The following is a 13,976-nucleotide window of genomic DNA, read 5'->3' on the forward strand; positions in this document are numbered from 1 at the left end:
TTCCGTGAGTGTGGACACACGGGCACGCGAACGGCCGGTGCGGTTCGGGTAAACACCGAACCGCACCGGCCTCACGAGACAAACTCGCGGGGGCTACCCCGCCATGGGACTCAGCCCGCGTGCTTCTGCACCAGGTCGCCCACGCGCGGCAGAGCCTCGACGACGTGCTTCTTGGCCGACCCACGCATGGAGGAGTACACCTTCTGCAGGGCGGGACGACTCGACGACTCGGCGCGGGCGTCGGTCACGGCCAGCAGCGACTCGGCGACCTCGTCGGACTTCGCGGTCAGCAGGTCGGCGAAGGTGCCGGCACCCGAGGCGGCGAATTCGGCCCAGTACGGCTGGAGCTGGTCGAGCAGCTTCGGCGCCAGCGAGGCCAGCGCGTCGGGAACGATGGTCGGGCTGATCTTCTTGACCGCCGCGTAGCCACCCTTCACCGCCAGGCCGGACGCACCACCTTTGTCCGAGACCTCGGCGTCGAGAACCTCGACGGCGTCGGCAAGGAAAGCCGGACGCTTGGTCTCGTCGAGCAGGGATTCAGACAGCGCTGCAACCACTTTCAGGTTCCTCCGGATCGGTTCGTTGAACGAGCAGCCGCAACTATACGCACCGGGTGCGCGAAACACGCGATGACGGCTCGAGCTGCGGTGTTACGACCTCGTACCGGTCCGCCGGGCGATAGGGCAATAATCGTGGTCGTGACTTTCGATCCGAAGCTGTGGCGGCCCGTCCCCGGGTTCGAGGACCTGACCGACATCACCTACCACCGACATATCGAGCAGGGCACGGTGCGGGTGGCGTTCGACCGGCCGGAGGTGCGCAACGCGTTCCGCCCGCACACCGTCGACGAGCTCTACCGCGCGCTCGATCACGCGCGGATGTCGCCGGATGTCGGCGCGGTGCTGCTCACCGGCAACGGACCGAGCCCCAAGGACGGCGGCTGGGCCTTCTGCTCCGGCGGTGACCAGCGCATTCGCGGCCGCAACGGCTACCAGTACGCCGACGGCGAGACCGCCGACACCGTCGACACCGCGCGCGCGGGCAGGCTGCACATCCTCGAGGTGCAGCGGCTGATCCGGTTCATGCCCAAGGTCGTCATCGCGCTGGTCAACGGCTGGGCGGCGGGTGGCGGGCACAGCCTGCACGTGGTCTGCGATCTGACGCTGGCCTCGCGCGAGCACGCGCGGTTCAAGCAGACCGACGCCGACGTCGGCTCGTTCGACGGCGGTTACGGCAGCGCGTATCTGGCGAAGATGGTCGGGCAGAAGTTCGCCCGCGAGATCTTCTTCCTCGGCAGGCCGTACACGGCCGAGGAGATGCACCAGATGGGCGCGGTGAACAAGGTCGTCGACCACGACGAGCTGGAGAACGTCGCGCTGGAGTGGACCGCCGACATCAACGGCAAATCGCCGCAGGCCCAACGGATGCTGAAGTACGCGTTCAACCTGCTCGACGACGGCCTGGTCGGTCAGCAGCTCTTCGCGGGCGAGGCGACCAGGATGGCGTACATGACCGACGAAGCGGTCGAGGGCCGCGACGCGTTCCTGGAGAAGCGCAAGCCCGACTGGGCTCCCTACCCCTGGTACTTCTGAGTAGACGGGCAGGTCCATGGAAATTCTCAACAGCCGGATCATCGTGCGGCCCAGCGACTATGCCACCACGCTGGCGTTTTACCGGGACAGCCTCGGGCTGGCGATCGCGCGGGAGTACCCGGGCGGCACGGTGTTCTACGCGGGGCAGGGACTGCTCGAGGTCGCCGGACACGGCGGCAGCGGGGAGCCGGGCCGCTTCGACGGCGCGATCTGGCTGCAGGTGCGCGATGTGGCCGACGCGGCGGCGGAGTTGGCGCTGAAGGGAATTGCGATCGAGCGCGCGCCGGTGCTCGAACCATGGGGACTGTGGGAGATGTGGGTGCGTGACCCGGACGGTGTGGCGATCGTGCTGGTACAGGTTCCCGCCGAACACCCGATCCGGCGGGATCCGCGCTGGTCGGCGGAGTGAGCGAGTGGCTGTCGCGGCGGACCCGAGTTGCCGATCCGGGTCCGGCCGCGCACGATAGCTGCGAGCAAGCGCCCGACCGCCGTCGTCCGGACCGCAGTGCGAGTTGTCGTCCATCTACTGAATCGCAGTCGCTATGCCTGCCTTTTGGCGAACCGTTTCCCGGCAAACCGACCCGTTGGCCGGGTCTTGTCGGTCGCATGACACGATCGAAGCCGTGAGGGAGCGCAACAAGCTGTATCGGGAGGTGGTGGCGTGAGCAGAACCCTGCGGACGCTGCAGATGCCGACCGGTTCCGGTGTCGGCGAAGTGCTTCCCCATCTGCGTCAGGCGCTCGACGGCAACGGCCCGGCGTGGCTGCCGATTCCGACCACCGATCGCCGCGAGGCGCGCAGGCTCTCCGACGCGCTGAAGCCGGGCGATCCGATCGACGACGACGTCGCACTGGTGGTGACCACCTCCGGCACCACCGGCATCCCCAAGGGCGCGCTGCTCGGCGCCGAAGCCCTGCGGGCCAGCGGCAATGCCACCCACGACCGGCTCGGCGGACCCGGCAGCTGGCTGCTGGCGCTGCCGACCCACCACATCGCGGGCATCCAGGTACTGCTGCGCAGCATCCTGGCCGGCACCGAGCCGACCGTGCTCGACGTGTCGGGCGGGTTCCTGCCCGAGGCACTGGCCGGCGCGGTCGCCGCGATGCGCGGGCCGCGCCGCTACACCGCGCTGGTGCCGACGCAGCTGATCAAGTCGCTGGATTCGCCGGTGGCGGCCAAGGCGCTGGCCGAGCTCGACGGCGTGCTCGTCGGCGGGGCGGCGACGCCGTTGCCCGTCTACGAACGTGCGCTCGACGCGGGCATCACCGTCGTCCGTACCTACGGGATGAGCGAGACCTGCGGCGGGTGCGTCTACGAGGGCGTGCCGCTCGACGGCACCGAGGTGCGGATCGAGGACGGCCGGGTGCTGCTCGGCGGCGCGATGATCGCCCGCGGCTACCGCAATCTGCCCGACCACCCCGCTTTCGCCGAACCCGGCTGGTTCCGTACCGAGGACGCCGGCACGTATGAGGACGGCGTGCTCTCGATCACCGGCCGCCTCGACGAGGCGATCATGACCGGCGGTCTGCTGGTGATTCCGCAGGTGGTGGAGGCCGTGCTGGCCAATCACCCCGGGATCAGGGAGTGCATCGTGCTCGGCCTGCCCGACGAGCGGCTCGGTCAGCGGGTCGCGGTCGCGATCGTGCCCGCACCCGGTGCCGCGCCGACGCTGGACGAGATCCGCGCCCATGTCGTCGCCGAGCTCGATTCGATCGCGGCGCCGCGTGAGCTGGCCGTCCTGACCGAGATCCCGCTGCGTGGACCGGGCAAGCCCGACCGTGCCGCCCTGCGCGAACACCTGCTGGCCAACACCACACACTGACGCTTGCGTGGCTCACGCCATCGCGACGCAAGGGCCGTGCAAGGCGGGCCGGGCACCGTAGGTCACATGACATACACACCCACTTCAGCGCTCGCCGTCGAGGCGGACGGTCTGGTCAAGGTGTTCGGCAATCAGCGCGCCGTGGACGGGGTGAGCCTGGCGGTGCCGCGCGGCTCGGTCTACGGGGTGCTCGGACCGAACGGCGCGGGCAAGACGACGACCATCAAGATGCTCGCGACCCTGCTGCGTCCCGACGGGGGTAGCGCGCGGATCTTCGGCCACGACGTCGTCGAGCGACCCAACGCGGTGCGCTCGCTGATCGGTGTCACCGGCCAGTACGCGTCGGTCGACGAGATGCTCTCCGCCACCGAGAACCTGATCATCTTCGCGCGGCTGCTCGGGCTGAGCAGGCCCGGCGCCCGCCGCAGGGCCGCCGAACTGCTGGAAGAGTTCGACCTCACCGAGGCGGCGAACAAGCCGCTCAAGAACTTCTCCGGCGGCATGCGCAGGCGCCTTGACCTCGCGGCCAGCCTCATCTCCACCCCGCCACTGCTGTTCCTCGACGAACCGACCACCGGCCTCGACCCGCGCACCCGCGCCCAGATGTGGGACACCATCCGCAGGCTGGTCACCGAGGGCGCGACCGTGCTGCTCACCACCCAGTACCTCGACGAGGCCGACCAGCTGGCCGACCGGATCGCGGTGATCGACCACGGCCGGGTGATCGCCGACGGCACCGCCGACGAGCTCAAGGCCTCCATCGGCGGCTCCTCGGTGCACCTGACGCTGCTCGATCGCGAGCAACTCGACGAGGCCCGCCGCATCGTCGGCGACTTCCTCGGCGTCACCGCCCAGATCAGCCCGGAGGCGGGCAAGCTCACCGCGCCGCTGCCCGACCCCAACCTCACCGCCGACCTGCTGATCCGCCTGCGTGACTGGGAGATCGGCGTCGAGGAGATCACCGTCTCCAAGCCGACCCTCGACGAGGTCTTCCTCACCATCACCGGCCACCCGGCCGACGAATCCGACGACACCGAACGGAGCGCGGCATGACCGCAGTCCTCACCGCTCCCGCGCACACCGACGACATCGCCCAGGTCAGCGATCGGGTGGGGCTGCGCGAGACGATCTCCACCTCGTTCACCATGGCCTATCGCGGTCTGCTCAAGATCAAGCACAATCCCGAGCAGCTCTTCGACGTGACAGTGCAGCCGATCCTGTTCACCGCGCTGTTCACCTATATCTTCGGCGGCGCGATCTCGGGCAGCGTCGACAGCTACCTGCCCGTGCTCATCCCCGGCATCCTCGTGCAGACCGTCGTGCTCACCTCGGTGGTCACCGGCACCCAGCTGCGCGAGGACATGGACAAGGGCGTGTTCGACCGCTTCAAATCCCTGCCCATCGCCCGGGTTTCGGCCCTGGCCGGCGCGCTGCTGGCCGACATGGTGCGCTACGGCATCGCCTCCACGCTGACGATCATCGTCGGACTGTGCCTCGGCTACCGCCCCGGCGGCGGTTTCGCCGGCGTCATCGCGGCCTGCCTGGTGGTCGTGGTCTGCTCGTTCGCGATCAGCTGGGTGTGGGCGCTGGTCGGCGTCACCGGCAAGAGCGCCGCCTCTGTGCAGGGCGTCTCGATGATGGTGATGTTCCCGCTGACGTTCATGTCCGGCGCCTTCGCCCCGGTGAGCACCATGCCGGGCTGGATGCAGGCGATCAACCACGCCAATCCGGTGTACTACATGGTCAATACCTGCCGTGACCTGATGAACGCCAATGTCTACAGCAGCGACCTGGTGTGGTCGCTGATCGGTTCGCTCGTGGTGGTCGCGGTCTTCGCGCCGCTCACCGTGCGCGCCTACATGCGCCGGGCCTGAACCCGCGCTACCGCAACGGCATCCGATCCGTCAGGGTCGGGTGCCGTTGCCGTGTCCGTCCAGCTGGCTGACGATCTCGACGATGCGGGTGGCGGCGGCGAGCCGGCGCACACCCGCGGCACGGTGCGCAGCTTGCGCCGCGGCGACATCGCCCACCACGCCCCGGTGCATCGCGAGGTGGCGGGCCAGCTCCATCGACGGAGAGTCCTGTCTGGCCACCGACGAGGCCGCGAGGGTGAGCAGTTCGAGCCCTTCCGGCCGACCGGGATCGGTCGCCAGCAGGTAGGAACCGACAGCGCAGGCGACCGCGCCGATCTGCGGCAGGTCGAGGTACTGCGACGAGCGTTGCTCGGTCGTCGCGACGATCTGGGCCACCAGCTCGGCGGCGGCGTCGGCTCTCCCGTGCAGCACGTGGGCGCCGACCGCGGCGGCCGACACCATCATCGCGCCGGGGCCGGGACTGAGTTCGAACTCGGGCCAGCCGAGCAGATCGAGCGCCCGGTGGTAATGCCGGAGCCCGGCGTCGACGTCGCCGTCGGCCAGTTCCAGTTCGGCCACCGCGGCCGCGACGGTCGAGAGCCGGTGATTGCGGCGGACGGTGGGGTCGTCGACCTGGCCCACCCCCGCAGCGTCGGAACGCAGGACCAATGCCAGTTCCGCCCGCGCCTCTTCGCGGCGGCCGCTGCCGAGCAGGACGGCGACCAGGAAGCACCGGCTCTCCAGGATCTCGTCGTGGACGCGCAAGCGGTGCATCTGCTCCAGCGCCCTGCGGTAGTACGTCACCGCCTCGTCGTAGCGGGCGGACTGGCCGGACAGCTGGGCGAGGTGCTGGTACACCATCGATGTACCCCAGACGTCCCCGGTCTCCAGATCGGCCAGCGCGCGTAGCGAGTCGCGGACCGAGCCTGGCACGTTGCCCGCGTTCTCCCAGAAGTTGGCACGGCCGACCAGGGCGGCGACCCGCTCGGTCGGGTCCGCCGAGCGGACGCCGTCGGCGAACAACCGGCCGATGCGGAAGCCGTCGGGCCGCGCGGTGATCAGCCTGCCGAGCAGACGCAGAGCTGGGTCGAGGCCGGGGTGGGCGAGCAGCCGCCGGGCCCGCAGCCGGGCCAGCGCGACCGGTCGCATGTCGCCGCCGCTGTGGAACATCAGGTGCAGGCAGGTCAGCATGTGCGTGACCATCTGGAGGTCGACGTCCTCGCTCGACACCGGCGCCGGGGGCGCGATCGCGACCAGGAGCACCGCCCAGCCGATGAACTCCAGGTGCGCGCCTCGCATCACCCACACCGTCGCGGTCACCGGGAACACCGTGTACACGGTGTTCGCGTCGCCGTGCGCGGTGGCCGTGCGCAGGATCGCGACCAGATTGTCGAGCTCGGCGGTCACCGCCAGCACCATCGGCACCTGGTGGCCCGCGCGATAATCGCGGACGGCATCGGTCGCGAATTCCCGTGCCCATCTGGCCATCCGGTCACGTACCAGCGCGGTCTCGGCGTCCCCTGTCGCGGCGTCGACGGCCGCGAGCTGTTCGGCGCCGAACTCGCGCACCGTCTCGAGCATGCGGTAGCGGATGCCGGTGCCGTCGGGGTCGTCGAGGACGGTGAGCAGCGACTGGCCGACCAGGCCGTCGATCGCCGCGGCGACGTCGTCTCCCGCCGCGACGACTTCCGCCGCGGCCAGGGTGAATCCGGCCGGGAACCGCGACAGTCTGCGCAGCACGACCTGCTGGTCGGGATCGAGCAGGTTCCAGCTCCAGGCGATCACCGCGTGCAGCGTCCGATGCCGCTGCGGCGCGGCGCGATCGCCGCTGCGCAGCAACGCGAATCGATGTTCGAGCCTGGACTCGATCTCGGCGACGCTCATCGTGCGGACCCGCGCCGCGGCCAGTTCGATCGCCAACGGCAAGCCGTCGAGGGTGCGGCACAGCCGGGCCACGATGTCGGGGTCGAGTCGCGCGTCGGGCCGCACCGCGCGCGCACGCGCCGCGAACAGGTCCGTCGCGGGCGAGCCCGCCGCGTCGACAGCCAGCGGCGCCAGCGGATAGACCGATTCGGCGGTGATCGCCAACGGCGACCGGCTGGTGGTGAGAACGGTCAGCTGGCCGCAGCTGCCGACCAGATCGGCGACCAGCTCGGCGGCCGACTCGATCACGTGCTCGCAGTTGTCCAGGATCAGCAGCATCGGGCGTGCGTCGAGCGCCTCGCGTAACCGTCTGCGCGCGTCGACCTGCCGGGCAAGACGCAGTCCACCCGGCTCGCGCATCACCTCGCCAAGCCCCATCACGTGCCCGATCGCCGCCTCGATCTCGACGCGCGTCTTCGACCCCGCCGCTTCGGCCTGCACCGGCGCCAGCTCGACCAGCACCACCGGCAGCATGCCGGTGAGCCGTTCGCCGACCGCGTTGGCCACCCGGGTCTTGCCGGTGCCGCCGGGGCCGAGCACGGTGGTCACCCGCGAGCGGTGCACGAGTTCGGCGATCGCGTCGAGATCGGCGGCGCGACCGAGCAATTCGTTGGGCGCGGCGCGGAGACCGACCGCGGTGGACGGGCGGTTGTGCTGTTGCCCGTTCGGCCGATCGAACGGATCACCGGCGCTGTCCGATGCGGCGGGTGGCGTGGGCCGGCCGTCGGCCGTGGCATCCGGCCTGCCCGACGCCGGATTACGGGCTCGGCCCGCAACACTCGCCTGCGGACCTCGTGCCGGCTCCGCGAGCGCGGGGGAACCGGACGCCGCACTGTCGACAGCATCCGGCCCCTGACCGTTGCCACCGCGAACGCCCCGATCGGTGGTCGATGAACCCGCGACACCGTGTGGGGAGGGGTGGACCTCGGCCGAACGATCCGCAGAGGGGCGCGACTCGACCGCACGATGCGGGGCAGATCGGACGCCCGGGAGTTCGATCGGTTCGCCCCGGAGCACAGCGGTGTTGAGGGCGAGCAAGGTCGGGCCAGGGTCGGCGCCGAGTTCTTCGATCAGGCGCAGTCGGTAGGCGGCGAAGGTTTCCAGCGCGTCGCCGGAGCGGCCCGCGGCGGCGAGCAGGCGGATGAGTGTGGTGTGGGCGGACTCGTCCAAAGGGTGGGCCGCGGCTCCGGCGGCGGCCAGTGGGATCGCGGCGGAGAAGTCGCCGCGGTGGGTGTGGGCGGCGAGTTCGGTGCGGTCCAGATCGCGATGTAGCTGACCGGCGGCGGCGCGCAGGTCGTCGGCGGGGCCGGAATCGGGGAGGTCGGCGCCCGGATCGCCGCGCCACATCGCCCGGGCCGCGGCGATCGCGGCGAGGCTCGCCGTGGTCTCTCCGGTCGCGAGGAGGTCGTCCGCTCGGCGGGCCAGTGCGGTGACCGCGGTCAGGTCGACGCTGTCGGCGGGCAGGGTCAGCCGATAGCCGGCGGGGCCGATCTCCAGCGCGCCGTCGGGCAGCAGGGCGCGCAGCCGGGAGACCTGCGTGTGCAGGGCGTTCATCGGGGCGCGCGGCGGCTGATCACCCCAGACCTCGTCGACCAGCGACTGTGCGCTGCGGGCCCGGCCAGGTCGCACGGCGAGTGCCGCGAGCAGCAAACGCGCCCGGGCGCCCGGCAGCGCGAGCAGGGCGCCGTCACGCCGGATCGCGATCACGCCGAGCACCCCCACGACGAGGGGGGAGGCGACCACCGCGACGGTGGGAGGTGGCCCGTCCGGGCCGAGATGCTGTGCAGACATGCCGCAAGACATCGTAGGCGAGCGCGGCGACGAGCTCCCGTTTCCCGCGGGACGCGACACCACGGACGCACGCCGCGAAATTGTCGGTACGTCGGCTTAGGCTGACGCGCATGGGCGACTTCGAGGTGACCCGGCGCACAACCATTGCCGCCGAACCCGCACGCATCCACGGCTTCATCGACAACTTCCGCCAGTGGCGACTGTGGTCGCCCTGGGAGGATTCCGATCCGCAGCTCGCGCGCACCTACACCGGGCCCGAATCCGGCGTCGGCGCACGCTACACCTGGCGCGGCAATCGCAAGGCCGGTGCCGGCGCGATGGAGATCAAGGCCGACGCCGAGCGTGAGATCGGCATCGAGCTGGCCTTCGAGAAGCCGTTCAAGGCCACCAACTTCGTCACCTTCAGCCTCGCTCCGAAGGCGGGCGGCACCGAGGTGACCTGGCAGATGACCGGAAAGCATTCGGGCATGATGGGCGTGCTCGGCAAGGTCTTCCCGATCGACAATCTGATCGGCAAGGACTTCGACAAGGGCCTGGCCCGCCTCAAGACGATCGCCGAATCCGCCTAGTACCTCCGCCGGGGCTAGGCTTCGATCCATGGCTACAGCAGCGGAATGGATCGAGGGCGCCCGGCCGCGGACGCTGCCCAACGCGATCGCGCCGGTACTCGCGGGTACCGGCGCCGCCGCATCGATCGACGGGGCCGTCTGGTGGAAAGCGATACTGGCGCTGCTGGTTTCGCTGGCACTGATCGTCGGGGTGAACTACGCCAACGATTACTCCGACGGCATCCGCGGCACCGACGACGTGCGGGTCGGCCCGCTGCGGCTGGTCGGCTCGAAACTGGCCTCCCCCACCGCCGTCCGCAATGCCGCCGTGCTGAGCCTGGCGATCGGCGCGGTCGCCGGGCTCGTGCTGGCCGTCACGACCGCGTGGTGGCTGGTACTCGTCGGCGCGCTGTGCCTGGCGGGCGCCTGGTTCTACACCGGCGGCAGCAAGCCCTACGGCTACAGCGGTTTCGGTGAGATCGCGGTGTTCGTGTTCTTCGGTCTGATCGCGGTGCTCGGCACCCAGTACGTGCAGGCACTGCGGGTCGACTGGGTCGGGCTGCTGCTGGCGATCGGGGTCGGCGCGTTCTCCAGCGCGGTGCTGGTGGCCAACAACCTGCGTGACATCCCCACCGACACCGAAGCCGGGAAGGTCACCCTGGCGGTGAAACTCGGCGACGCGCGCACCCGAACCCTGCATCTGGTGCTGCTCGCCGCGCCGTTTGTGATCAGCCTCGCGCTGATCGCCCGCACGCCGTTGGCGCTGGCCGGACTGCTGGCGTTGCCGCTGGCGATCCGGGCCAACGCCCCCGTGCGTACGGGCAAGGGCGGGCTGGAACTGATTCCCGCCCTGCGCGATTCCGGGCTGGCGCTGCTGGCCTGGTCGGCGCTGAGCGCGCTGGCCGTCGGACTCGGCTAGTCGCCGTCCGGCACTTCAGCGGAGCCCGAGCAGAGCCTGCTAGTCGCCGTCCGGTACCAGGATGCCCAGTACCCAGTTGACCAGCGTGATGATCACACCACCCCACAGGGCTGCCCAGAAGCCGTCGACGCGCAGGCCGTAGTCGGTGATCTCGGTGATCTTGGCGGTGAGCCACAGCATCGCCGCGTTCACCAGCAGCAGGAACAGGCCGAGCGTGAGGATCACGAACGGCAGCGACAGGAGCTTCACGATCGGCTTGATCACGGCGTTGACCCCCGTGAACACGAGGGCGACGATGAGCAGGACCAGCGCCTTACCCCAGTTCCCCCACTCGGACGACCACTCTGGCGGCACGTAGATATCGATCTTGTCGATCCACGCGGCCGCGGCCCAGATGGCTATGGCGTTGATGACCAACCGTATTGCTAGCTGCATACGCGCAATGCTAGGCGCGAAATCGGACAATGCGGCGAGACTGACACACACCCGACACGGAATTCACGCCGCGCGGTCGAGCATCCCGTAGATGTCGGTGCGCAGTGCGGAGGCTCCCTCGCGGCCGCCGAGCAGGTCGGTGGTGGCCGGGTCGGCAGCGCGCAGGATCCCGAGCAGCAGGTAGGCCGTGGAGATCTCACGCTCCTTGCGGTGAATCGCCTCGCGCAGGGCGAGTTCGAGCGTCTTCTTGGCCGTGCCGGTGAACGGGATGTGCCCCGCGCCGAGCAGCCGGCCGAAGACGCCGCGCTTGACCTCCGGTTCGGCCCGATCCCAAGCCTTCGGGCCGAAGTTCTCGGCGATGCTGGCCTGCACCGCATCCAGGTCGATGCCGATCGAGCGCAGCGCCTCGGCGTCGTCGGCGCCGAGCGGCGTCACGCTCGCGCGTTCGGCGAGAGCGGTGCGCACACCGTCGGCGGTGATGCCGCGGGCGTCGAGCACCGCGCGCAGGCCGGGTTCGGCGTTGGCCACCACGCCGAGCAGCACATGCTCCGGCCCGATCTGCTTGGCGCCCAGCTCCTTGGCGTCGTCCTGGGCGCTCACCACCGCCACTCTGGCATGGCGCGTGAATTTCTCGAACATCAGCGGGTTCCGCCCTTCCGATTGTGTTTCTGATGCACCGCCTGCTTGCTGACCTCGAGCGCTTCGGCAATCGCCTGCCACGACCAGCCGTTGGCCCTGGCATTGGCCACCTGGATGGATTCGAGCCGGTCGGCCAGCCTGCGCAGGGCGAGCACCGCGCGCAGACCGACCGCCGGATCGGGATTCCCCGCCGCCGAGGCGAGCGTTGTTGCATCGGTCATGGCGTCAATTTTGGTTGACGACCCCGAGGTTTGTCAACAAAAATTGACGCCAGACGTCAGCTCAATCGGTAGACGAGTTTGGCGAATTGACCCATGCGCTCGACGTCGACCAGGCGCATCCGATCGGCGAGAATGCGGCGCGGCAGCAGGGGCGCGCCGCCACCGAGAGTCACCGGGGTGATGCCGACAATCACCTCGTCGAGCAGTCCGGCATCGGCGAACTGTCCGGCGAGGTCGCCGCCGCCGACGATCCAGATGTCGCGTCCAGCGGCGGCGGCGACCATCTGTTCGTGCACCGCCGCGACCTCACCCGCGACGAAACGCACGTTCGCCCCGGGCAACTCGGGCAGCTCACGGTGGGGCGGGTCGTCATAGAGACCGATCCTGACAGCGAAACCTGACAGCCCCGGTCAGGTTTCGCCGGCGAGAATCAGCCGTTCCAGCGACCTGTCGCGGCGAATTCGGTGAGGACAGCGGTCGGACCGGTCAGGTCGAGGTTCTGGCTGTCGACCCAGGCGTCGTCGAAATAGGTGCCCGCGTAGCGGTCACCGCCGTCGCACAGCAGGGTGACGATGCTGCCGCTGCGGCCCTCGCTCAGCAGTTCGGACACGAGGTGGAAAGCGCCCCACAGATTGGTGCCGGTCGAGCCGCCGACGCGACGGCCGAGGACGGTGCTGGCGTGGCGCGCGGTGGCGACCGAGGACGCGTCCGGCACGACGATCATCCGGTCGACCACCTGCCCGACGAAGGACGGCTCGACCCGCGGACGGCCGATTCCCTCGATCCGCGACGGCATTCCGGTCTCGTAGCCCGCGTCACCGGTCTCGTAACCGCCGAAGAACGCCGAGTACTCGGGGTCGACGACGGCCAGGCGCGTCGCGTGCCTGCGGTAACGGATGTAGCGGCCGATAGTGGCGCTGGTGCCGCCGGTGCCTGCGCCGACCACGATCCACTCCGGCACCGGGTGGGTCTCCAGCGCCAGCTGCTCGAAGATGGATTCGGCGATGTTGTTGTTGCCGCGCCAGTCGGTGGCGCGCTCGGCGTGAGTGAACTGGTCCATGAAATGCCCGCCGGTCTCGGCGGCGAGGCGCTTGGCCTCGGTGTACATCTCCGGCGCCCGCTCCACGAAATGACAACGGCCGCCCTGGGCTTCGATCAGCGCGACCTTCTGCGGCGACGTGCTCGCCGGCATCACCGCGACGAAATCCAGGCCGAGCAGCTTCGCGAAATAGGCCTCGCTCACCGCCGTCGACCCCGACGACGCCTCGACCACGGTCGTGCCCTCGGTGACCCACCCGTTGCAGATCGCGTACAGGAACAGCGAGCGTGCCAGCCGGTGCTTGAGGCTGCCGGTGATGTGGGTGGACTCGTCCTTGAGGTAGAGCTGCACCGGCCAGTCGGCGGGCAGCGGATACCGCAGGAGGTGGGTGTCGGCGGAACGCTGGGAGTCGGCGTCGATCAGCCGGACGGCATTGTCCACCCAGTCACGCGGGGCGCTGCGGTCGAGGTATTTCACGCGGCGGACCCGTCGTCGTCACCCCGCAATCGGGCCCGCAGCTGCGCCTTGTCCTGGCGGCGGCGCGCGTCGACGACGGCGATGTCCTCGTTGACCTTCGTGCGCAGCTTCTTGAACAGGGTCAGCGACAGCGGCATCGCGACGATCAGCGCGAACAGCGCCGCGACGATGATCGGCACCTCGACGCCGATGAGCTTGGCGACACCGACGATCACCGCGGCGATCACCACGACGAGCCCGAGGCGGGCCAGCGTGTAGAGGGCCAGATTGCGGACCAGCCGCTTCCCCGCGCCAGAACCTTGCTGACCAGTTGCTTCACTCACGACAACAGCGTAACCCCGCCGCGGCCTGGGCCGATGCGGCCCCGTTCGCGGCTTTTGTCTATTACTTCCCCTTTACCAAAAGTAGGTGGTTCGACTACGTGGGGGTCGCAGTGCGACGATGACGCCATCTGATGAGGGAACTGTCGAGAACGGAGAGGTTAGCTATGACTGCGATCACCGTCGGCGGCCAGGACACTCTGCTGACACCAGGCCAAGTGGCCGCCATGTTCCACGTAGACCCCAAGACCGTCACCCGGTGGGCTCATGCGGGCAGGCTCGGTTCGCTGCGCACGCCGGGCGGACATCGCCGATTCCGCGAGTCCGAGGTTCTGCAGTTGCTCAAATCGCTCACCACCGAGGCAGCGCCCCGCTGACCCGACCGGCCGACGCGAGT

At 69.6% G+C, this 13,976-nt stretch carries 16 protein-coding genes; 8 read left to right on the forward strand and 8 right to left on the reverse strand.

Annotation, left to right across the window (positions count from 1 at the left end; genetic code table 11):
• Positions 1-110 precede the first annotated feature (110 nt).
• The gene (locus ACFWF2_RS20115) at positions 111-557 is read right to left on the reverse strand and encodes a DUF6918 family protein (RefSeq protein ID WP_379308952.1); all 447 of its coding nucleotides are present in this window, start codon (positions 555-557) and stop codon (positions 111-113) included.
• Positions 558-698: 141 nt separating this feature from the next.
• Between ACFWF2_RS20115 and ACFWF2_RS20120 the strand changes: the two genes are divergently transcribed.
• The 5 genes from ACFWF2_RS20120 to ACFWF2_RS20140 all read left to right on the forward strand — a co-directional run bounded on the left by ACFWF2_RS20120 (position 699) and on the right by ACFWF2_RS20140 (position 5,288).
• Entirely contained in the window at positions 699-1,592 is an 894-nt protein-coding gene (locus tag ACFWF2_RS20120; RefSeq protein WP_316576188.1) for a 1,4-dihydroxy-2-naphthoyl-CoA synthase, read from the forward strand.
• A 16-nt stretch (positions 1,593-1,608) separates the two neighbouring features.
• Complete coding sequence (locus ACFWF2_RS20125; protein ID WP_379308953.1) at positions 1,609-2,001, forward strand: VOC family protein; 393 nt, start codon at positions 1,609-1,611, stop codon at positions 1,999-2,001.
• A gap of 279 nt (positions 2,002-2,280) precedes the next feature.
• Positions 2,281-3,414: an o-succinylbenzoate--CoA ligase gene (gene menE, locus ACFWF2_RS20130; protein WP_189027369.1), complete on the forward strand. Its 1,134-nt coding sequence runs from the start codon at positions 2,281-2,283 to the stop codon at positions 3,412-3,414.
• Positions 3,415-3,480: 66 nt separating this feature from the next.
• Positions 3,481-4,467 (forward strand): ATP-binding cassette domain-containing protein, encoded by a 987-nt coding sequence (locus ACFWF2_RS20135; RefSeq protein WP_379308954.1) that lies wholly within the window; start codon positions 3,481-3,483, stop codon positions 4,465-4,467.
• The gene (locus tag ACFWF2_RS20140) at positions 4,464-5,288 is read left to right on the forward strand and encodes an ABC transporter permease (RefSeq protein WP_379308955.1); all 825 of its coding nucleotides are present in this window, start codon (positions 4,464-4,466) and stop codon (positions 5,286-5,288) included. Before ACFWF2_RS20135 ends, ACFWF2_RS20140 begins: the two co-directional genes overlap by 4 nt.
• A 30-nt stretch (positions 5,289-5,318) precedes the next feature.
• On the opposite strand, the gene ACFWF2_RS20145 is transcribed toward ACFWF2_RS20140, so the two are convergent.
• Positions 5,319-8,981, reverse strand: a complete 3,663-nt coding sequence (locus ACFWF2_RS20145; RefSeq protein ID WP_379308956.1) for a BTAD domain-containing putative transcriptional regulator — start codon at positions 8,979-8,981, stop codon at positions 5,319-5,321.
• A gap of 110 nt (positions 8,982-9,091) precedes the next feature.
• Here ACFWF2_RS20145 and ACFWF2_RS20150 point away from each other — a divergent pair, with 110 nt between their 5' ends.
• Both ACFWF2_RS20150 and ACFWF2_RS20155 read left to right on the forward strand, forming a co-directional pair.
• Positions 9,092-9,550, forward strand: coding sequence for an SRPBCC family protein (locus ACFWF2_RS20150; protein WP_379308957.1), 459 nt, complete (start codon positions 9,092-9,094; stop codon positions 9,548-9,550).
• 28 nt (positions 9,551-9,578) lie between these two features.
• Positions 9,579-10,448: a 1,4-dihydroxy-2-naphthoate polyprenyltransferase gene (locus tag ACFWF2_RS20155; protein WP_379308958.1), complete on the forward strand. Its 870-nt coding sequence runs from the start codon at positions 9,579-9,581 to the stop codon at positions 10,446-10,448.
• Between the two features lie 39 nt (positions 10,449-10,487).
• Here the strand turns inward: ACFWF2_RS20155 and ACFWF2_RS20160 are convergent, their stop codons facing one another.
• From ACFWF2_RS20160 to ACFWF2_RS20185, 6 genes are all read right to left on the reverse strand, one after another.
• The gene (locus ACFWF2_RS20160) at positions 10,488-10,883 is read right to left on the reverse strand and encodes a phage holin family protein (protein WP_189025549.1); all 396 of its coding nucleotides are present in this window, start codon (positions 10,881-10,883) and stop codon (positions 10,488-10,490) included.
• A 63-nt stretch (positions 10,884-10,946) separates the two neighbouring features.
• A complete protein-coding gene (locus tag ACFWF2_RS20165; RefSeq protein WP_379308959.1) occupies positions 10,947-11,522 on the reverse strand; it encodes a Clp protease N-terminal domain-containing protein in 576 nt (191 codons plus the stop codon).
• Complete coding sequence (locus ACFWF2_RS20170; protein ID WP_189025545.1) at positions 11,522-11,743, reverse strand: helix-turn-helix domain-containing protein; 222 nt, start codon at positions 11,741-11,743, stop codon at positions 11,522-11,524. The genes ACFWF2_RS20165 and ACFWF2_RS20170 overlap by 1 nt, the downstream gene beginning before the upstream one ends.
• A gap of 56 nt (positions 11,744-11,799) precedes the next feature.
• Positions 11,800-12,069 (reverse strand): dihydrofolate reductase family protein, encoded by a 270-nt coding sequence (locus ACFWF2_RS20175; protein ID WP_379308960.1) that lies wholly within the window; start codon positions 12,067-12,069, stop codon positions 11,800-11,802.
• A gap of 104 nt (positions 12,070-12,173) precedes the next feature.
• On the reverse strand, positions 12,174-13,259 hold the full coding sequence (locus tag ACFWF2_RS20180) for a PLP-dependent cysteine synthase family protein (protein WP_379308961.1): 1,086 nt from the start codon (positions 13,257-13,259) through the stop codon (positions 12,174-12,176).
• Complete coding sequence (locus tag ACFWF2_RS20185; RefSeq protein ID WP_379308962.1) at positions 13,256-13,582, reverse strand: DUF4229 domain-containing protein; 327 nt, start codon at positions 13,580-13,582, stop codon at positions 13,256-13,258. The genes ACFWF2_RS20180 and ACFWF2_RS20185 overlap by 4 nt, the downstream gene beginning before the upstream one ends.
• Positions 13,583-13,746: 164 nt before the next feature.
• Here ACFWF2_RS20185 and ACFWF2_RS20190 point away from each other — a divergent pair, with 164 nt between their 5' ends.
• Positions 13,747-13,956 (forward strand): BldC family transcriptional regulator, encoded by a 210-nt coding sequence (locus ACFWF2_RS20190; RefSeq protein ID WP_019049435.1) that lies wholly within the window; start codon positions 13,747-13,749, stop codon positions 13,954-13,956.
• Positions 13,957-13,976: the final 20 nt, after the last annotated feature.

Source organism: Nocardia sp. NPDC060259 (genome assembly GCF_042728775.1).
Lineage (GTDB): Bacteria > Actinomycetota > Actinomycetes > Mycobacteriales > Mycobacteriaceae > Nocardia.